At 67.9% G+C, this 19104-nt stretch carries 19 protein-coding genes and 1 tRNA gene; 10 read left to right on the top strand and 10 right to left on the bottom strand.

Annotated features, from left to right (window positions below; genetic code table 11):
• Window positions 1-46: 46 nt before the first annotated feature.
• Complete coding sequence (locus ACL02O_RS29170) at window positions 47-226, bottom strand: DUF4236 domain-containing protein (RefSeq protein ID WP_412821386.1); 180 nt, start codon at window positions 224-226, stop codon at window positions 47-49.
• Window positions 227-434: 208 nt separating this feature from the next.
• Window positions 435-1349 carry a helix-turn-helix transcriptional regulator gene (locus tag ACL02O_RS29165; RefSeq protein ID WP_412821385.1) on the bottom strand — a complete coding sequence of 305 codons (915 nt, stop codon included), beginning with the start codon at window positions 1347-1349 and terminating at the stop codon, window positions 435-437.
• A 161-nt stretch (window positions 1350-1510) separates the two neighbouring features.
• Here ACL02O_RS29165 and ACL02O_RS29160 point away from each other — a divergent pair, with 161 nt between their 5' ends.
• Window positions 1511-2290, top strand: coding sequence for an SDR family oxidoreductase (locus ACL02O_RS29160; RefSeq protein WP_412821384.1), 780 nt, complete (start codon window positions 1511-1513; stop codon window positions 2288-2290).
• Between the two features lie 72 nt (window positions 2291-2362).
• On the opposite strand, the gene ACL02O_RS29155 is transcribed toward ACL02O_RS29160, so the two are convergent.
• The gene (locus ACL02O_RS29155; protein ID WP_007457244.1) at window positions 2363-2794 is read right to left on the bottom strand and encodes an SsgA family sporulation/cell division regulator; all 432 of its coding nucleotides are present in this window, start codon (window positions 2792-2794) and stop codon (window positions 2363-2365) included.
• A gap of 308 nt (window positions 2795-3102) precedes the next feature.
• On the opposite strand from ACL02O_RS29155, the gene ACL02O_RS29150 reads away from it, so the two are divergent.
• Entirely contained in the window at window positions 3103-3600 is a 498-nt protein-coding gene (locus tag ACL02O_RS29150; protein WP_412821383.1) for a TIGR02611 family protein, read from the top strand.
• 50 nt (window positions 3601-3650) lie between these two features.
• Window positions 3651-3722, top strand: a tRNA-Val gene (locus ACL02O_RS29145).
• A 76-nt stretch (window positions 3723-3798) separates the two neighbouring features.
• Here the strand turns inward: ACL02O_RS29145 and ACL02O_RS29140 are convergent.
• The 4 genes from ACL02O_RS29140 to ACL02O_RS29125 form a co-directional block, all read right to left on the bottom strand.
• The gene (locus ACL02O_RS29140) at window positions 3799-5019 is read right to left on the bottom strand and encodes a tyrosine-type recombinase/integrase (RefSeq protein WP_412821382.1); all 1221 of its coding nucleotides are present in this window, start codon (window positions 5017-5019) and stop codon (window positions 3799-3801) included.
• Window positions 5019-5216 carry an excisionase family DNA-binding protein gene (locus ACL02O_RS29135; RefSeq protein WP_412821381.1) on the bottom strand — a complete coding sequence of 66 codons (198 nt, stop codon included), beginning with the start codon at window positions 5214-5216 and terminating at the stop codon, window positions 5019-5021. The genes ACL02O_RS29140 and ACL02O_RS29135 overlap by 1 nt, the downstream gene beginning before the upstream one ends.
• Window positions 5213-6781, bottom strand: a complete 1569-nt coding sequence (locus ACL02O_RS29130; protein WP_412821387.1) for a replication initiator — start codon at window positions 6779-6781, stop codon at window positions 5213-5215. The genes ACL02O_RS29135 and ACL02O_RS29130 overlap by 4 nt, the downstream gene beginning before the upstream one ends.
• A 551-nt stretch (window positions 6782-7332) precedes the next feature.
• Complete coding sequence (locus tag ACL02O_RS29125; RefSeq protein WP_412821380.1) at window positions 7333-7845, bottom strand: hypothetical protein; 513 nt, start codon at window positions 7843-7845, stop codon at window positions 7333-7335.
• A 602-nt stretch (window positions 7846-8447) separates the two neighbouring features.
• On the opposite strand from ACL02O_RS29125, the gene ACL02O_RS29120 reads away from it, so the two are divergent.
• Window positions 8448-10322: a hypothetical protein gene (locus ACL02O_RS29120; RefSeq protein ID WP_412821379.1), complete on the top strand. Its 1875-nt coding sequence runs from the start codon at window positions 8448-8450 to the stop codon at window positions 10320-10322.
• Window positions 10323-10621: 299 nt separating this feature from the next.
• On the opposite strand, the gene ACL02O_RS29115 is transcribed toward ACL02O_RS29120, so the two are convergent.
• Window positions 10622-11203 carry an HD domain-containing protein gene (locus ACL02O_RS29115; protein WP_412821378.1) on the bottom strand — a complete coding sequence of 194 codons (582 nt, stop codon included), beginning with the start codon at window positions 11201-11203 and terminating at the stop codon, window positions 10622-10624.
• Window positions 11200-12327 carry a helix-turn-helix domain-containing protein gene (locus ACL02O_RS29110; protein WP_412821377.1) on the bottom strand — a complete coding sequence of 376 codons (1128 nt, stop codon included), beginning with the start codon at window positions 12325-12327 and terminating at the stop codon, window positions 11200-11202. Before ACL02O_RS29110 ends, ACL02O_RS29115 begins: the two co-directional genes overlap by 4 nt.
• Before the next feature lie 170 nt (window positions 12328-12497).
• On the opposite strand from ACL02O_RS29110, the gene ACL02O_RS29105 reads away from it, so the two are divergent.
• Window positions 12498-12911 (top strand): hypothetical protein, encoded by a 414-nt coding sequence (locus ACL02O_RS29105; protein WP_412821376.1) that lies wholly within the window; start codon window positions 12498-12500, stop codon window positions 12909-12911.
• Window positions 12908-13216, top strand: a complete 309-nt coding sequence (locus tag ACL02O_RS29100) for a hypothetical protein (RefSeq protein WP_412821375.1) — start codon at window positions 12908-12910, stop codon at window positions 13214-13216. The genes ACL02O_RS29105 and ACL02O_RS29100 overlap by 4 nt, the downstream gene beginning before the upstream one ends.
• A gap of 430 nt (window positions 13217-13646) precedes the next feature.
• On the opposite strand, the gene ACL02O_RS29095 is transcribed toward ACL02O_RS29100, so the two are convergent.
• Window positions 13647-15107: an SDR family NAD(P)-dependent oxidoreductase gene (locus ACL02O_RS29095; protein WP_412821374.1), complete on the bottom strand. Its 1461-nt coding sequence runs from the start codon at window positions 15105-15107 to the stop codon at window positions 13647-13649.
• 252 nt (window positions 15108-15359) lie between these two features.
• On the opposite strand from ACL02O_RS29095, the gene ACL02O_RS29090 reads away from it, so the two are divergent.
• The 4 genes from ACL02O_RS29090 to ACL02O_RS29075 all read left to right on the top strand — a co-directional run bounded on the left by ACL02O_RS29090 (window position 15360) and on the right by ACL02O_RS29075 (window position 18198).
• Window positions 15360-15500: a hypothetical protein gene (locus tag ACL02O_RS29090; protein ID WP_412821373.1), complete on the top strand. Its 141-nt coding sequence runs from the start codon at window positions 15360-15362 to the stop codon at window positions 15498-15500.
• Between the two features lie 538 nt (window positions 15501-16038).
• Window positions 16039-16959 (top strand): DUF4034 domain-containing protein, encoded by a 921-nt coding sequence (locus ACL02O_RS29085; protein ID WP_412821372.1) that lies wholly within the window; start codon window positions 16039-16041, stop codon window positions 16957-16959.
• A 239-nt stretch (window positions 16960-17198) separates the two neighbouring features.
• The gene (locus ACL02O_RS29080) at window positions 17199-17453 is read left to right on the top strand and encodes a suppressor of fused domain protein (RefSeq protein WP_412821371.1); all 255 of its coding nucleotides are present in this window, start codon (window positions 17199-17201) and stop codon (window positions 17451-17453) included.
• 157 nt (window positions 17454-17610) lie between these two features.
• Window positions 17611-18198: a GIY-YIG nuclease family protein gene (locus ACL02O_RS29075; RefSeq protein WP_412821370.1), complete on the top strand. Its 588-nt coding sequence runs from the start codon at window positions 17611-17613 to the stop codon at window positions 18196-18198.
• Window positions 18199-19104: the final 906 nt, after the last annotated feature.

Genomic DNA, 19104 nt, shown 5'->3' with positions numbered 1-19104 from the left:
GGGGTGCCCCCCCCCCCCCCCCCCCACCCCGCTCGACGTCGGGACGTCACGCCCGGGACTTGTCCTGCTTCCAGGAGAGCGGCCCCGGCAGATCCACGCGGTGGGCGCGGGTGTTGGAGTTCCACGACCACCGGCCGAGCTTGATGCTCCACGAGGAGAAGCCGTTCTCGGTGAAGTGGAAGATCAGCGGACCGAACTTCTTGCGCTTACGGAACTGGATGCCCATTGCGGGGTTCCTCCCTTGCTCTCTCCCCTGCCTCTGCGGCATCGAACATGCCCGAAACCGACGTGTACGAAACCGGTCGGATCCGCACTGGACAGTGCCGGGGATGCCCGGTCGTCGGGTCCGCACCGCGCGCGGCCAACCCCCGTGCGTCAGCGGGGGCGCGGCCCGGACCGGGTGGCCGCCTTGCGTCGAGGTCTGCGCCCCGCCATCACGCCATGGTCGGGCCGGCGGAGGCGTCGGCGGGCGGGCGCGGACGCACCAGGCGGACCGGGACCGGTCGTTCCCGGGCGGCCCGGAAGGCACCCGGGCTGACCCCCACCTCGCGGGTGAAGAAGCGGCCGAAGTTGGTCGGCTCCGGAAAGCCGAGCCGACGGCCGATCCGGGCGATCGGCTCGTCGGTGGCGGCGAGCAGCCGGCTGGCCTGCAACGCCACCCGCTCGTCGATCACCTGCTTCGCGCTGCGCCCGGTCACCGCCAGGCAGGCGCGGGTGAGCGTGCGCACCGAGCAGCCGAGCCGGGCGGCGTAGTCCTCCACCCGGCGGGTGTGCCGGTAGTCGCGCTCCACCTCCCGGCAGAGTCGGCGGAAGGTCTCCGACTCCGCCCTGGGGACCGGCTGCTCCCCGCGGTCGGGAAGCAGGCTCAGCCGCAGCAGCAGCACGGCGAGCTGGTGGCGGAGCAGCGCCGCCGCGGCGGGCACCCCGGCGTGCCGGTCGGCGTCCACCGCCAGCTGGGTCACCTCGCTGATCACCGCGTCCTCGTCCTCCCCGGCGAGCTGCCGGTAGGTCGGCACCGCGTCCGGGTCGACGTCCAGCCCGCGCAGCGCCCCGGCACCCCAGCGCACCACCGTCGCGTCCAGCTGCGCGCCGAGGCAGCGCAGCACCTGGCCGGGGCGGGCCCGCAGCAGGGCGCCGGGCCGGCAGGGCAGCGGCCGGAAATCCAGCTCGGCGGTGCCGTGACCGCCGGTGACCAGGATCAGCAGCTCGGCGTCGAGCAGCACCGGACGCGGCCAGCCTGGCCCGGGCGCGAGCTCACCGAGGGAGCCGGTGCTGATGTCGTCGACGGCGGGTCGCAGGGGAGGCAGGTCGGTACGGCCGGCCGGGGGAAGCTGTCCGGTAGTGACCATCGTCCCGACGGTAACCGCCGCCGCTGCATCCTGCATCTCGGCATTTCCGCCGCTCGGGGCGGGTCTTGTCGCCCCCGAGTCGGGACGGCTAGGTTACCGGGCGGTAGCGCCAGGGTCGCCGGGCCGGCCCGCGACCACCGCCGACACGCGATGGGATGGGCATGACGGATCTGTTCTCGGTCGAAGGCAAGACGGTGCTGGTCACCGGTGGCTCACGAGGGATCGGGCTGATGATCGCCCGGGGCTTCGTGCGGGCCGGCGCGAAGGTCATCATCTCCTCGCGGAAGGCTGACGTCTGCGAGAGGGTGGCCGAGGAACTGGCCGCCGAGGGCTCGTGCGTGGCCGTGCCCGCCGACCTCGGCCACGACGAGGGCGCGCTGGGGCTGGCCGCAGCCGTGCGGGAGCGCACCGGCGACCGGCTCGACGTGCTGGTGAACAACGCCGGCGCCACCTGGGGGGCGCCGCTGGAGTCGTACCCGGAGAGCGCCTTCGACAAGCTCTGGGCGGTCAACGTCAAGGCCGTCTTCCGGCTCACCACCGCGCTGCTGCCGGCGCTGCGCGCGGCAGCCACGGCCGACGACCCCGCCCGCGTGATCAACATCGGGTCGATCGACGGGCTCCGCGTGCCGTGGATGGAGGTGTACGCGTACTCGGCGACCAAGGCGGCCGTGCACATGCTCACCCGCAGTCTCGCCCACCAGCTCGCCGGGGAGCAGATCACCGTCAACGCGATCGCGCCCGGGCCGTTCGAGAGCAAGATGATGGCCTTCGCGCTGGACGACCCGGCGTCCCGGGCGGCGATCGAGCAGCAGGTGCCGCTGGGCCGGATCGGCCGTCCCGAGGACATGGCGGGCACCGCGATCTATCTCTCGTCGCGGGCCGGGGCGTATCTGACCGGGGCGGTCATCCCGGTCGACGGTGGGATCACGACGCACGGCTGAGCGCGTACCCCTGCTCCGGACAACCCGGGGCCGCGCGGACTCGGCAGATCCGCGCGGCCCCCGGGTGCGTCGTCAGCGGCCGGCGAGCAGCCGGTTCACCGCCGTGTCGACGTCCAGGTGCTCGGCCTCGCGGCCGCGCGGGACGACGACGTAGGTCCGGCGCAGGAAGCGCACGAGGACGCTGCGCGGGACCTCGAAGAGGGCGTTGCCGTCCGGGGACGACAGCGCGAGCGCGACGAAGTCGCCGCGTGGGGTGGCCCAGGGCCACACCCGGACGTCGCCGATGCCGGCCGGCTCGTCGAGCCCGGTGACCAGCAGTTCGCGGGCGAACGACCAGCTCACCGCCTCGCCGCCAGCGGATTCGGCGTGGAACAGGACATGGACCGCATACGGGTCAGCAGGGTCGTAACGCAGACTGGCACGCACCGGCAATGCGGTGGCGTCAGGCGCGACGAGCCTTAGCGACGTCTCGACCTCTACGGTCGTCGGTCGGATGACACTCATGGACGTTCTCCCCCCGGCACCGCTGCGGAACGCGCGTGTCCCGCTTTTCCCATACTCAGGCGCTACTCCTGGATACGCTCCGCCATACGCTGACTTCACCCAGTGGTGGGAAGGGGGTCGGAACGCCTCCGAGAACGTGAAAATTCTTGTAGGATTTCCGGTTCGCCCAGTCCGTGATCCCGCCCGGCAACGGGTGGTTCAGTCGTCGACTTACTCCGGTAACGTCCAGTCGTCAGCGGGGGTGACGGTCCCGGGCGACACTGGGGGTGGAAATGGTCCTCGGCTCCACTGAGGAACCCATCGCGACCATGGCCGACCCCCCGAAAGGAGCGGCCCGAACAGCCGAAAGGCGGGGGTACGAGGTGCCAGTCGAACGCGGTCCGCGGGGCGCTCTCATGGAGCGACGCCGCAGCGGTTGGCGGGACCGCCTGCACACCACGCTCGACCTGATCCGGGCCAACCCCACCGGCCGGGTGGCGCTCAAGATCTTCATCGGCGCCCTCGGCGCGATCGTCGTCACCGTCGGTATCGCCCTGATCCCGCTGCCCGGCCCCGGCTGGCTGCTGGTCATCGCCGGCCTCGGCGTCTGGGCCGTCGAGTTCCACTGGGCCCGCCGGCTGCTCGCCTTCACCCGCCACAACGTCCAGGCCTGGACGCGCTGGGTGACAAGTCAGTCACTGGGGGTGCGCTTCCTGTTGGGCATCGTCGGGCTGGTCTTCGTGTCCGTGGTGGTCTGGCTGTCGCTCAAGTACAGCCTCGGCATCGACGTCGTCGCCCGCCTCCTGCACTACCTCGCGACGCACTGACCCCGGGTTTTTGGTCCGGGGTCTCGATCAGGTAGAGTCATCGGGGCTGAGGGCGATTAGCTCAGCGGGAGAGCGCTTCGTTCACACCGAAGAGGTCACTGGTTCGATCCCAGTATCGCCCACGCAGGTCAAAGGCCACTTCCCGGCTTCGGGAGGTGGCCTTCCTGCTTGCGTACAGCAGCGAAGTACAGCAGCCCGTCATTGCGCGAGGGATTCGCCGAGGCGTTTGAGTGCGTCTCTGGTCGCCTTCGTCGATACCTGTGTGTAGATCTCCATCGTCACGGAGAAGCGGGCGTGCCGGAGCACCTGCATGGCGACCCTCGGGTGGACGTCGAGGTCGGCGAGCAGCGTGGCGCAGGTGCGGCGGGCGTCGTGGACGGTGATCGGCTTGACTCCTGCCTTGTCGCATCTCGTCTGCCAGGAGCGTTGGAAGTTGCGCGGCTCGATCGGTGTGCCATAGCGGGTGGCGAATACGAGGTCGTTTTCGTGCCATGCCTTTCCGGCGGTTGCTCGTGTCTCGTCGCGCTGTTGCTGTCTGAGTTTGAGGGCGGTCAGGCAGATGTCGGGCAGGGGGAGGGTGGCGTCTGATGCCTGGGTCTTGGTGTCGCGGTGCAGGAGTTGACCGCGCACGCGTTGCAGTTGGCGGCCGATGGTCAGCTCTCCGGTGTCGAGGTCGACGTCCTCCCACGTCAGGCCGAGAGCCTCGCCCTTGCGCAGACCGGTGACGAGGACCAGGGCGTAGGCGGCGTAGAGCGGGTCCTCGTCGGCACGGGCAGCTTCGAGGAACCTCCGCGCCTCGTCGCTCGACCAGGACTTGCCCCGCCGCCGACGGACGGTGGCCAGGGTGACCGGTATGGCGGGGTTCTTGGTGATGAGGTCTTCGGCCTGGGCGTGGGTGAGGGCGGCCCGTAGTGCGGCCCGGATGTCGCTGACCGTGCGCGTCGACGGGATTGCCTGGCAGCAGCGGCCGACCGCGCAGCAGCGCCGCTTGTGCTTCGGCCGGGCGGCATCCTTGCCCTGGGCGCAGCACTGACAGGTGCGGGCCACCTGGTTGATCCAGGTCTGCACGTCGCGGGACTGGAGCCGGTCGAGCCGCTTGACTCCGAGGCCGGGCGAGATGTAGCGGCGGACGAACGTCTCGTAGGTGGCGTAGGTCAGCGGTGCCCGGTTCGGTTGGATGATCTCGGTCAGCCACCAGGTGAGGAAGCTGCCGACCGTGGGGACGCTGGTCGCGACCGGCCCGGCCTTGGCCTGCCCGTGCAGCTTGATCCACTTGTCGTGGACAGTCTCACGGGTCTTTCCGTAGACGTACTTGCGGGTGCGTTTGCCGTCGGGTTTGGTGACCCAGACGTAGGCGGCGTAGCCGTTGCGGTAGGGGAAGATGGAGCCTTCGCCGTTGGCTCGTGCGCGGGCGGGCATCAGGCGGCCTCCTGGCGTTCGACTTGTTCGCGGATGTAGTCGTCGACCCATTCGGGGAGGATGCGGCGGTACTTGCCGTCCTTGATGGAGCGCAGCTCGCCGGTGGCGATCTTCATCTTGACCTTGGAGATGCCGAAGCCGAGCAGCACGGCGACCTCTGCCGGGGAGTACCAGCGGGGGCGGAGGTCCTGGGTCATGCGGCGGCTCCGGTGAGCCAGGCTTCGTGGGCGAGTTCTTCCCGGCCGATGCGTCTGGTTTCGCGTCGCTGTCGGGCGGCGGTGTTGGCGAGCAGAGCGTCGCCTTCGCTGAGCCAGCCGACCCCGACAAAGGTGAGGGTGCCGACGGTCACCGAGTCGGCGGGCTCCTGGTCCTCGCTGCGGCGGTAGGTGGCGCGGGTGTCGCGGAGCAGGCGGAAGGTGACGGAGTAGCGGCGGGCTTTGGTGAGGAAGTGGCCGCCGAAGCCGAGCATGTGCGCCCACCGGCGCAGCCCGGCGTAGGGGCGCGGTGTGGTGTCAAGGCTGTCTTGACGGTCGTCGTCGGTTGCGGCGCCATTGGCGGTGTCGGTGGGGGTGGGGCGGCCGAGGTGCCAGCAGGCGTCGATGAGGCGGGCGGTGTGCTCGCCTTCGGGGTCGGCGTAGTCGTCGATCGTGGCCGGGGTGAGGCGGTTGGAGGAGTGGCCGGTGGCTTCGGTGGCCTTGGTGGCGTACTTGGCGAGGTAGGCGGCCACCTTGCCGTCGGTCAGCTCACCGTCGGCGCTGTTGATGCGACGGACGTCGACCTGCTCGCCCCAGGCGATCAGCCAGCCCTGCGGGCAGTCGGGGTGCGGAGGTGTGGTGACGGTGATCTGTCGGGCGGCGGCGTGGACGGCGGCCTCCAGGTCGTCGACGGTGATGCCGGCCGGTGGCGGCACGAGGACGTCCGGGTCGTCGGGGTCGACGCCGTCGAGGCGCAGCAGGACGTGGAAGTGCACGGCTGCCCGGCGTTGCATCTCGGCGACCTTGCCGTGCGACACCCGCACGGGCGGCACCCAGCGCACCTTGCCGGAGGCGGTGACGACCCGAACGAGGGGGATGCCGCGCTTGCGGCAGAGGGCGGCGAGGTGACGTTCGATGGCCTGTTTGGTGCGCCGCCACAGCTCGCCGGAGAAGTAGTTCCAGACGACCTGGTGGGCGTGGTCGTAGCAGTCCAGGCACAACGGGCGGCCGAGCCGCGGATCGTCGGCGTCGTGGCGGGCGAAGCACGCCGCAGGCTGCCCGTGTGGGCAGGTGCCGGCGTTGCTGCGGGCGCGGCAGGGCGCGGGTCGGCAGCCGCAGCGCTGCCGGTTGCGGCAGGTGTGGCGGGGGACGTGCCGGTGGTGGACCGGGCCGAAGGACGGGGCGGTGAAGGTGGCGAAGACGACCGGGTGCCGGCCGACCGATGCGGGGACGCCCTTGCCGCCGGTCAGGCCGCGACAGACGACTTGGTAGGCGTCGCCCTGGTAGACCCAGGCGCAGTCCGGGCACACGGATTCGCGGCGGTTGCCGCACGCCTTGTAGAGCGTCCGGTCGGGCAGCTCGTCGGTGTGCAGCCGGCTGGTGATGCGGCCGGTATCGGCGTCGATGGCGGCGATGGTGCCGGTGAGGCGGATCGGGCGAGCACAGCCGCCGGCGGGGCGGGTGTGTTCCAGCCAGCCGGAGAATTCCGGCGAGGCGGCGCGGTGCAGGGCCTGGGCGTCACGGCCGACGGCGAGACCGGGGCGGTAGATGGTGAGCGGGGTGGACAGGGCTGTCTCCTCTTCAGGGGGTGGCAGGGACGGGAGACGAAGCACCACCAGCCGTGGACGCCTGTCCGCTGGTGGTGTTCGTCGTGTCTCCTGGCACCGCCGAGAGGGCGGCTGACGCCGGAGGGCGGAATCGTGGTCGTGCCACTCCCGCCGATGGGTCATGTCCTTTCACGCTCGTGGACTTGGCAATTGAGGCCGGCACGGGTGGGGAGCCTGTGATGTCGGCATCCGGCGGGTTGCCGCAGGCTGCCCCCACCCGTGGAGGGTGCGAATCCGGGCCCATCGTGGACGGCAGGAAGGCCGTGCTGGGCCGATCAGCGAATTCGGGGAACCGGCATGGTGGCCGGGGCGATCGAGAGCCGGCGGGACGTGGCCCGCATCAGCGGCAGGAAGGCCGCTCGACATCTCCGACGTCGAGTCCAGCGATCCGGCAGGAAGGCCGCGCTGGCGTGCCCGACGAGCGCCAGAGTAGCACCGAGTACCGACACGTCAACCCGCCGTGACGCCGCTTCACTGATTGGCGAGCCCGCCACACCTCGCGGTTCTGAGCGTCAGCAGACGCTTTCGAAGGACAGGCCGCTACTCGCTGGAGCCGTGATCCAGGCTGCCCGGACAGAGGCATGCTGCTGCGCCGTCGCCCAGGTATCCGCCAGCGCTGCGGCGCGCAGCGGTCCGGTGGGCGCGAACTCGAACCCCGTGTCGTGGACGTCGAAGCTGTCGAGGCCGATCAAGTCGGCCTCGTCGTCGAAGGCCATCTCCAAGTCGAGCTGCCATAGTTCGGGCTGCCAGTAGGGATCGTCGCGGTCACCGACATCAGCGATCGCCAGTTGCCGAGTGAAGGTCAGAATCAGGCGGTTGTCGCTCCAGGACCGTCGGCCCCACTGAATGATGAAGCCGTCTGCGTCGGAGTCCGGAGTTGGGTCGATGCCGGCGATGTCCAGTTGTAGGAACTCAGCGAACGCACCCCATGCCGCCTCGACATCGGTCACAGTGTCCGGATCGACGCCGTGCCGACGCATGATCTCTGCGAACGCGTCAAGGCTGGTCCGCCAAGGGATGTGCATGTGACCAGCATGCCGTGACGGAACAGCCCGGCTGCCGGCCGGGGTGGGAGGACTTTCTGTACGTCTATCAAGGCGGCCCTGAACGGGCCGCACGCGCCGCCGCCTGGGCGCGTGTCCGTCGCTCCGCTGGCGCTCCGACTCCGGCCACGCAACACGCCCGGCGGCTGGCGCGGACAGCGGGAAGCCCGAAGGGGCCGCCGCAGAACGACAGGCCGTTGACCGGCGAGGGTTGGGCCGGCAGCCGGCCGGGCCGCGCGGCCACGAGCCCGCGCGGCGTAGGGGAGCGCACGCCGGCCGCGTCGGCGAGCTGGCGGTGGTCGTGGGTTGCGGCTACTGCGCCTCCGGCGGGGGCGCTCCGGCTCCAGGATGGTCGGGGCTGCGTCGGCGCGTCACGGTCCGTGGGTGGTTGCGGTAGGCCATCCCGCCTGCCATCGACCCGGGCAAGCCGAGCAGACCACCGCCCGACCCGCCAGCGTCCGAACGCGCGTCAATGCCCGCTTGACGTGGCGGGCCGGGCGGCGGCCCACTCCCCAGGAGGGCGGGTCGACGGCAGACGGGATGGAAGGTCGCGGGGTTCTGCTATAACAGCTTCTAATTCCTGGTTGGACCTGCCGGCAGTGATCGGAGACGTTGTTGTGAAGTTCTGGTCAGGGAACACCTCGCACGACGCCAAATTTGGTGGCGCTGGTGTGGCGTATACCTATGCATTTTCGCTGCCAACAGGTGCAAACATTTACGAGCTGGCGGACCGGTTGCTTGATTCGGGCGTCGCGCGTGCTGCATCGATTCCGCCGTCTAGACAGGTGCGTATCAGTCGCAGATGGCAGAGCGCCCTAAGGGCCCGGCAGTTGTCGGAAGCAATCTCGAACCTCTCAAGCGTCATCAAAGGGGAAATGACGTGGCGCGCATGGGCAACCAAGAATCCACGCGCGGCTGCATATGCGTTCAGGCGGCGGATTTTGAGATTTGACGCCCTTGGTCGGGGCCGGACCGTCAAATCTTCGGAGAAGACCCAACGGGCGCTAGAGCAGTTGCGAGAGATTACGTCCAAAGTGGATGACAAGGTCGTAGACCACACTAAGGTCGTTGGGGCGCTAGCCGCAGTGGACGACCAACTTCTAAGCCCGACATATTTAACAAGGTCGCCCTTTATTCGACTGGAGTTGCAAAGCCTCAGTGCCGAGTCTGGCCTTCTGGGGGATGGCGAGATTCTGCCCACACTCCTTTTGCATCGCTCAGGCGTTGCACTGCTCACCTTCCACGCCGTTCTTGGGCGGAACAGGACCACAGACGAGCTAATCGAAGCCTCCAGCGGAAAGCAGATGAAATTCGACTCGTGCACCTTCGATGGAGCGGTGGTGGGCGCAGGCCCTCTGTTCGAATACACCCCAAAGGGAGACGAATGGCTGACGACCGAACCTGACGGTGAGCTTGGCAGAAGGTTTGAGTGGCAGGATGATCAGTTCGGTATCGAAGATGTCTTCTTTGTCTACCAGGATCGAATCCGTGGTCTTGTGTCATTGAAACGCGAGCAGGTGCAAGACTACTTCTGCTACGCATCGCTGTTCGTTGACGATTTGGACTGCTGCGGCTCAAAGAGGCGCTGGATACGACGGCACTCGCGAGAACTTGCAGGACTGATGATGAGACACCCACCGTACGCTGAACTCCGCGAGGCGGTAGTGACAGAAGCCGTCAAGGGCGATAGGGGATTACACGACGACGAGTCGCGCTTTTTTACCGGCGGCAATGCCCTTCTGATTAGCTGGGACTTTGATGGCGGTGAGCTATCGCCGTCATTTGTATCTATTGCCAACACGGTGGCAATAATAGAGAATGCAGCGCTTCAGTATTGGCAAATGTATGTGCTTGATTATGAACTTCAATTAGATGCACGATCGCATCGCCGCCTCATGGCTACTCAGCAAATGCTTGCGCAAGGAATCGAGGAGTTTAGAAGCAATGCAGTGGTTTATGGAAGCGCGAACGACATTATCGCATCTATACTCGCTCAATTGCGCGTGCCGGAACTGTATCAGCGCTTGCTGGACAGACTGAGTGCGACCCAACAGTTGCTTGATTCTCGCCGGGTTCAGGAGAGCGTACGGCGCAACTACCTTATTGCTGGCATTGGGTCAGTAGCGACGGTTTTCTTGGGAATTCCCGCGATAAGGGATTCTCTCGGCGTGATAGCACAATGGAATTCACCCCGCTACCTTGAGCCCATCTTTGGTCCATTGACCAGTTGGGCGAAGAGTGGAGTAAGTGCGGTCTTGTCAGTCTACGCGGCAGTGCTCTTGCTGGTTCTCGCTGTACTTGCTTTGGGATTCCTTTTCCGACGTCCGGCTACTAGGGGTAGGAAGAACCGTAAGGTAGGGATCGAGTGGACCCCGATGTCGCCAGAGTGGCAGCTGTCTCGAGTTCGTCACGTGGGAGGACGGCCGGAGCAGGAAGGCGAAGCAACCAAGGATTGGTAACAATGGCTACACCGGCCGGAGTTCCTGCCCAAGGAGTTTGTGTGTCTCGGAGGCCGGGCAGGAAGAGAGCCTTCTCTGACTTCTCTGCTCCTGAGCGGTTGTCCTGGTGCTGTCGACAGCAACGGCGACAGCAACGGGGACAGACGGGGATGGGTGCGGGTGGACAGCCGCGGATTGCCGCCCGAGGTCAGAGACAGACGCGGACCGGCCCGGACGGAGCGCCCAGAACTTACAAGCGAGGGGTCAACTCGCTTGGAGTGGTGGGCCTTGGTGGTAGGTCAGTGCCTGGTGTCTGGTGGCTATGCCGGTGGTGGGGGAGGGGTGAGCCAGGCGAGGGGTTGTCCGTTGAGGGCGGCGTCGGCGAGGCGGTGGGCGCTGGTGGTCTTGAGTGCCGCGCGGGAGCTGTCGATCCAGCGCTGAACGTTGTCGATGCCCTGGTGGCGGTACTCAACCGCTTGGACGAGGCATTCCAGCTTGTCGGCGTCGCGGGCGACGATGGCCTCTGGTGTTTCGCCCGCTTCGTACTCCGCGACGGCGGTGTTGATGATGTCGGCGACGGCCGGTGGGCAGGCGGCGACCTGGTCGGCGGTGACGGTGGTGTTGGGTGCGGCGGTGAGGTAGCGCTTGGCGATGTGTGGGATGTCGGTGATCCGGGTTTCCTGGGTGTCGTGCAGAACGCACAGCATCGATACCCGGGCTGGGTCGGCACCTTCCATGGCGGCGAGCATCATCCCGATGAGCGCGGTTCGGAACGAGTGTTCGGCGATGGATTCGGGGTGCTTGATGCCGGCGAACCACCAGCCGGTGCGGGCGGCGCGTTTGAGTACGCCGGCCTCGAAGATGAAGCTCATGGCTCCGGCGGCGTCGTGGTCGTCGTTCATCTGCCCGTCCCTGTGCCGGTGACTCCGTCTGCTCGCAGGCTGTAGACGATAGAGGTTAGTTCCTGCCGGGACTGTGGAGAGATGCGGTCGCTGTCCAGGATCCGGGTACTGCGATTGAGGAGCGCGCGGCCTTCGGCGGGGTTGTCGAGGGTGAGGCCGCGTCGTACGGCGAGCAGAGCCCAGATGTTGTGGATGTTGAGGTCGACGAAGGGGTGCGTTGGGTCGAGGCGCTGGACCAGGTGCCGGAAGAGAACCGAGCCGTGCCAGTCTGCGAGCGGCGCCGGCATGAAGGAGTCGTCGCGCTGGCGATACGGGATCTCGCCGACCCAGTAGGCCGAGTAGTTGAGGGCTGCTCGCTCGCAGGCATCGTCCGGATGCGCGCGGGCGAGGAAGTCTCGTAAAGGTTCCGGGTCGCCCTGGTTGGCCAGGGATGTGACTACGGAGCGGGCGTCAGGCCACAGCGGTGACCAGGTGCGGAAGGTGATCGTCCTGCGGGCACGGGTGGTGGTCTGGGAGAGCCATCCTGCCGCCGTTCTGGTGGGGTCCATGCCGGCGAGAAAACAGGCCTGTCGATGCAGCAGAACGCTCGGGTCACGTCCGGTGGCTGCGCGTTCGGCGAGGACGTGAAGTCGGGTGAAGAAGGTGCGTTGCTCGTCGGCGGGCAGGGCCGGCCCTGACGCCACCGGCCCTCGCCGGGTCTGTGCGATGGGTAGCCCTCTGGCGAAGGTTGGTGTCTGCCCGAGGACAGCCCAGAGGATCAGATCGGTCAGACGGTGGGTGAGTACGCACCAGCCGAGCGGCTGTTCGGCGATGTCGCAGCGGTCCACCTGCTCGTCGAGGACCGCGGCGAGGATGAAGTCTGCCTCGGCGGCGTCGTCGAGGGCGGCGAGCAGGGTCACGTTCGCTCCGAGGCGACCGAGCCTGCGCCGGACGGCGATCGACTGCCCGAGCGGCACCGCCGTGAAGGGCCGGCGTCCGGATTCCCAGCTCTGCACGGTGACACGGTCGACGCCGAGGTCGGCGGCGAGTTGCTCCTGCGTCAGCGGGATGGACTCCCGGATCAGCTTGAGTAGGTAGCCGGTCACCTCGCCGCGCTGTGGTGCTGATCGTCCGCGACCTGCCATGCGTCATCCCTACGTTGACCGGTGGTCGACGTTCCCGCCCTGAAACAAACGGTGCGGCCGACATGTGGGCTGCTCACTCGTACTGCGGGTGAGTCCCACCGCCGTGGTCGTGATCGTAGCGTCGCAGTTACCGAACGTTCTAGATCCGGTCCCGTGGCTCGGGGTCGGCCATGGGGCGCTGCCCGGCGGAGGGGGCCAGTGATGCGGGACAGGACGCCACCGGGGCGACGAGTGTCCTACGACGAGTACCTGATCGCGGTAGCGATGACCTTGGCACGGCGACACCGGCCGGCATGGTCGTGGCGCAAGTGGCGGTGGCTGTGCCGGTGCGGGGCCGAGCTGCCCTGTCGGAACCGACACCGCATCCCGATCAACCGCAGGCACTGGCCGGCCAAGGAGGAGCAATGAGCAACGAGGACGAGCGACGGATCCTGCTCGTGCATCTGCGAGGAGCGGACGGCATGTGCGCCGGCTGCCGCGCATGGTGGTCGCGGCTGACTCCGTACCCGTGCTGGCAGGTGGAATGGGCGACCAGCCGGCAGGCCCGGACGATCACCGCGCGCTTCCTGGAGGGCGTGCGGTGAGCACCCACGGCCCGGTCATGCCGATCTGGAGCTGCGGAGGTTGTGGACTTCCGTGGCCATGCGTGACGCGCAGACGGGAGCTGCGGGCGGAGTACGCGGACGCTCCGGTATCGCTGGCCCTCTACCTCGGCGCCTACCTCGTCCAAGCCACCGAGGACATGCCCTGGACGCCGGCCGGCGTGCTGCACCGCCGCTTCCTCGGCTGGACCAGGACGGCCGACCAGGCCATGCCAGCAGTACAGCAGCGAAGTACAGCAACCGTGCCAGCCGAACCGAGCCGAGAGGCACCCGAACAGGCCCGCTGACCTCGAATCAGACCGGACGAGACCCGCTCGCCGAGAGTTCACACCGAAGTGGTCAGGCCGGCGGCGCTGTCGGACGGAAGACCTCTTGCTGACGACGCCCACCGTCCTGTCGGTCATCGTTTGATGATTAGATCGGCGCTTGTAGCTGCGGTTCACCTTTCGGCCACCGGCGCCTGTCTCATTGCCTGGAACATCGATCTCACGGGCAACGGCCTGACCAGGGCTTTCACTCGGGTGATCTCTTCGGCGAACCCGAAGTAGTCCAGTCCGAGCTCAGGGCGACGGCCCAAGCGCTGGCCGGCGGACCTGAGGTTGAGGTGCCAAACCCAGACCTCTGACCTCGAGACGTTCGTCTAGTACAGGGCCAGAACTTGGGCGACGGTGCTGACCGTGTCGGCCTGAGCCTGGGCGGCCGTCGGGGGCGCGCTGATCACCAGGCGCAGGGTGCGTAGTCCTTTAGGAAGCAGCCGTAAAGGTCTTCGCCCTGTTCGCCGCGGACGATCGGGTCGTACACCCTGGCCGCGCCGTCGACCAGGTCCAGCGGGGCGTGGAAGCCGGCGTCCGCTAGTCGCATCTTCGTCGGGTGGGGCCGCTCGTCGGTGATCCAGCCGGTATCGACGCTGGTCATGAGGATGCCGTCGGCCAGCATTTCCTGGGCGCTGGTCCGGGTCAGCATGTTCAGCGCGGCCTTGGCCATGTTGGTGTGCGGGTGCCCTGACCCCTTGTAGCCGCGGGCGAACTGGCCCTCCATCGCCGACACGTTCACCACGTACTTGCGGCGGGCGGTCGCTGCGGCCATCGCCGGTCGCAGCCGGCTGACTAGCACGAACGGCGCGGTTACGTTGCACAGCTGCACTTCGAGCAGCTCGACCGGGTCCACCTCGTGTACCCGCTGCACCCAGCTGTTGACCGGGTCGAGGTCTGGCACCAGACCGCCGGCGTCGATGGCGGTGGCTGCCGCGATCCGTTCTGGTGAGGCGGAGCCGCTGGTCAGCGCCAACGCGGTGAGCGCGTGCGCGGTGACCGTGGCCGACTTCGGCGGGGCGGTCAGGCTGCCCGTCGGGTCGCCCCGGCCGGCCGGTTTGGCGAATGTGATCATCTCCGGCAGCGGGCCGTCCGGCAGGGCCGCCGCCTCCGCGGCGACGAGCTGCGCGTATGCCCCGGGCGTGCGGCGGACGGTCTGCGCTGCGTTGTTGATCAGGATGTCGAGTGGTCCCTGGGCGCTGACCGAGTCAGCGAGGGCGATCACCTGGGCGGGGTCGCGCAGGTCGATCCCGACGATTCGCAGGCGGTGCAGCCAGTCCCCGCTGTCCGGCATCGCGGCGAATCGGCGGACCGCGTCGTGGGGAAACCGCGTGGTTACCGTGGTGTGCGCGCCGTCGCGCAGCAGCCGCAGCGCGATGTACATGCCGATCTTGGCTCGGCCGCCGGTGAGCAGCGCGCGCCGGCCGGTTAGGTCGGTGCGGGCGTTTCGGCGCTCCCGGTTGAGCGCGGCGCAGGGCGGGCAGAGCTGATGGTAGAAGGCGTCCACCTCGCGGTAGCGCTGCTTGCAGATGTAGCAGCCGCGCGGATTGTGCAGGAAGCCGGCCGTGGCACCGACGGTGGGGGAGGCGAGCGGGATGCCCTGCGTCTCGTCGTCGATCCGGCCCGGGGCGCCGGTGGCGGTGGCCGCCGTCACCGCGCGGTCGGCCGCCGCGATGGCATCCCGTCGTTCTTGGCGTCGTCGCTGCTTGATCACCTTGTAGAACTTCGCGGTGGCCCGCTGCACCCGCACCACGTCGGGGTGATCGGGAGGCAGGTCCTCCAATGCCTCAAAGACGCTGAGACAGGTCTCCAGCAGGCTCCGATCGATGCCGTATTGACCGGTTTTCGAAATGTTGTCCGCCGCCATGCCGTCGCTGTCTCATCCCGTTCCCTGCGCCGGATCTGCCCGGCCCACCCCAAGTCCGACCCGGAACTGTACGCACCGCAGGGCCTCCGACGCACCCCGCGTCGCGATCGGGGCCGTCGCCGACGTCGAAGTCACACCCGCTGGTACCAACCGCACGCTGAGGCGCCTGCTCCCAGCGATGCCGTCGCACCCCGGACGTGCTACATCGACTCGCATCAGGAAGGATGCGACTTCGGCAGGCGCAGGGCTGCCGTGCTGCTGCGACTGGCGTACGTGAGCGTGACGAACGCGTTCGCGGTGCTGCGCCTGCTGCCGATGAACAACTCGGTGCGGGAGCTGATCGAGCTGGGCTACCTCGTCGGCGAGAACGACCTGACTCCGGCCCACGAGTAGCCCGGTCCAGAGGAGATGGAAGGCCCGGGGAAGCCCTCGGGGCCTTCTTTACTACGAGTTCGGTGGCAATCACGGTGAATCGCTCGGCGAGTCGCGGCGCCACGTGACGCCGCATGAGGTGGGTCTCGGGTGCCGTGCAGGAGGAGGTACCGGTCTTCCCTCGCCGCCGCGACGTCCGTGGATCGTCGTAGCGGTCGCGGCGATGTCGAAACCCTCGAACACTGGCAAACCTCTTCGAAGCCGACAGATTCGCGCCTCCGATCATCTGCTCTTCACCACGGTCATGGCGGTCTGCCGTGCGGCCGCGGCCCGTCGACGCGCCACCCCGGATGAGCCTCCGTGTCCGTGCTTCCGGAACACTGCGTCCGCCCGGGCAGCTCCGGAGCGAAACCAGTGCCCGGCAGGCAACCGCCGGCGGGGGCGCGGCGTGACTAGGGGTACGACCAGGCGGGGGCACTAGTATCGGCGGCCGGTACGGTTACGACATGGGGGGTTGGGTTGCATGTGGCCGTTCACGAAGCGACCAAGGGAACCGGTCTTGGACCCGACCTTCGGCGACCCGCACCGGAAGGCCCTGATCCGGGCGCTGGAGAAGCGCAAGTGGAAGTTCGCCCGGGAGTTGCTCAACATGGCGGCCGATCCGGACGAGATGGCCTTCCTGATGGAGGCGGTCGGCGGGGTCGACGGGATCCAGGACTGGATCGGTGATTGGATCGACGCCGAGCCTGAGTCGCCTCTGCCCGTGCTGGTCGCCGGCTGTCACGCCGTGCACTGGGCGTGGGAGGCACGCGGCGGCAAGCGGGCGAAATACACCACTGCTGCCCAGTTCAGGGGTTTCCATGAGCGGTTGCATTACGCCGAGACGTTGTTGCAGAGGGTACTCACTCGCGAACCCGACAACGTGACCGCGCGGGCATGGCTGGTTACCAGTTCCCGAGGCCTGGGCGTCGGGTCGGCGGAGGCCCGGCAGCGCTTCGAGGCGGTGACTCGACTACACCCGGGGCACGTGGTCGCGCACGAGCAGCGGTTGCAGTACCTGTGTGCAAAATGGTCCGGCAGTCACGAGGAGATGTTCGACTTCGCCCGGGGCGCCGCAGCGGCGGCCGGACCGAACAGTCTCCTGCACGAACTGGTGGCCGTCGCCCACATCGAGAAGTGGAACGCCACAGAACGAGACGAGGGCAACGAGTACATCGTCTCGGACGAGGTCCGTGCCGAACTTCTCACTGCAGCGGAAAACTCGATCTTCCATCCGGATTACATCCCCGCCGGCCCCGGCTGGGCACCCCGGGTGGCGACATTCGCGATGGCCTTCGAACTGGCCGACGAGTTCGACGCGGCTGGGCACGCGTTCGCGCTGCTGGACGGGTTGGTTACCGAGTGGCCGTGGCAGATCCTCGGCGACCCGGTCGAAAAGTTCACCGCTTCGCTCGACTATGTGGCCGCGAACCGTAGCTGACGATCCAGATCCGTTGTCCGCTCGTGGGCCGGGGATCGGGGAGCAGGCTGGGAGCGGTCGGGTGCTGAGGCCCGCCAGCGCCAACCACGAGACCGGTATGCATCGATGTAAGGCTCTGGCTTACACCCCGGGTGGCGTCGGTATCGATTCCGCCAGCTGAGACCCGATGCCCACCGGCAAGCCTGTGAGCAGGTCTTCCTCAATGCTGACTACTTCGGCATGCCCGAGCGTCAGCACCCGTGGCTCGGGATCGCACGCCGACGACGTCCGCTCGCGCCGAAGGAGTCGTCGTCACGCCGATGCTGCGGGTGCCGCCAGAGGCCCGAACGATCGACGTCGGCGGCGGCATCCGAATCGCGTTGCTCGCGCTGATCCCTCTGCACCCAGAGGAAATAGCGGTCAAGGTCGAACACGGTACCGACGCACTCATCGAAGTCCTCGACCGTGGCCGCATCACCGAGCTGCTGGACCCGCGCCGGCCCTCGTACGCCTGACAGCTCGATCCGACGCGCTGACCAAGGTCACGTGCGCGCTTCTGCGGCGATGCGCGCATTACGCAGCGTTCCGCCTGGCTGGTGGAGGTGCCGTTACGTGGGGCATCCGGTCCTTCCGGTCCCGGCCACGATCCGCCCGCAACCTACGATGGTCTCGATGACCATTCCCGAACGGCGACCCGACCACGTTCCTACCGACGAAGCTCGGGTCGAAGAGGCCCTGCGGCTGCTCTCCGGCGTGCCGGTCGGACTCGATGTCGCCGTCAAGCGGCTCAGCCGTGGCAGCGGTGTCTACGCCTGGTGGGCTGCTCCTTCGATCTTTCCCGACCTCCCCGGACCGCCGAATGAGAACGCCCCGTCGCTGCGACTGCTGTACCTCGGACGAGCGACCAGCCTGCGCGGGCGTATCCTGCGCAACCATCTGAGGCGTTCGGGCAGCTCGACGCTGCGCCGTACCTTGGCCGGGCTTCTGGTGGCCGAGGGCTACCGGACGACCTGGACCGACCGTGTCGTCCTGGTCCCTGAGGATGAGGCGCGGCTGACCGCGTGGATGCACACGCACCTGCGCTTGACCTGGGCGGAAGACGCGGAGCCGGCGACCATCGAGGCCGAACTTGTCCGGCGTGTGCACCCGCCGCTCAACGTGCACGGCGTCGACCCCGAGCACCTCCAGGCCGCCGTGGTGGCCGCCAAGAACTCGTACAACGCCAGCAGCCGTCCCGCCGAGCCCTCACGAACGCCGTAACTGGTTACGCGGCATGCGTGCCGGTGTGGTTGCGCGCTCATGCCGCCGACCGTACGCGCCGTCTCAGGACATCGGTCACGCTGAGTGAAAGGCGCTGCGGCGCGCGGCGGGCGCCGCGCTGGGATCGGGGAGCACGTAGGGAGCAGCCGGGTGCGCTGAACGGTGTTGAACTGCACCCAACGGCACGCAACGGTCCTCAACTGCACCCGCCGCCACCTGCTGCTTCTCGTTTCTGCAGGTCAGAGTGGGCGCGGCGTCCTGCTTCACACCGAAGAGGTCACGCCTCGCTTCTCCTCGCCTTGCCTGCGTCAGCAGCCGCATGGAGCCCGCACGCGTCGGCCAAGAGACGCCTCGCCGCATCGATCTATGACTCTGGGTCCTGCCGTGCTGGTGTCGGTATCGATTCCGGGAGCTGAGACTCGAATCCCACCAGCAACTCGCTGACCAGGGCTTCCTGCTCGGTGACCTCTTCGGCAAGCCCGAAGTGTCGGGGACGGCTGGTGCGGCCGCGTTTTCACCCTTTGGTCGTGTCGGCGCGTCTGTACGTGTGGTCGGTGTCTTCGCTCCAAGCGAGGGATTGGGCTGGGAAAGTATCTTCCGTATAGAGCCGCCTGTATGCCTTCTTGTGATCTTTACCCGTCGTGTCTGTCCGTGGACCGGAGGGTGACGGGTGAAGAAGAGAGCGCGGGGGCCCCTGATCGGGGGGCTGGCCTTGGCGATGGTGGCCACGTTGGGTGGGATGGAGGTCCTACCGGACCGTGGTCCCGACCGTGCTGACCAGGCGTCCAGCGTGGAGGACGATCAGGGTGGGTTCCTGTCCCGCTTGGGTGATGCCGCGCGCGGCATTGTTGCCGGCGGGTCGGGTCGGTCGAAGCCGGAGGTGATTGCCGCCGGGTTGTTCCAGGC

Source organism: Micromonospora mangrovicola (genome assembly GCF_047200535.1).
Classification (GTDB): Bacteria; Actinomycetota; Actinomycetes; order Mycobacteriales; family Micromonosporaceae; genus Micromonospora.
The sequence above is the reverse complement of the archived record's forward strand: the minus strand, read 5'-3'. Positions and strand labels throughout refer to the sequence as shown.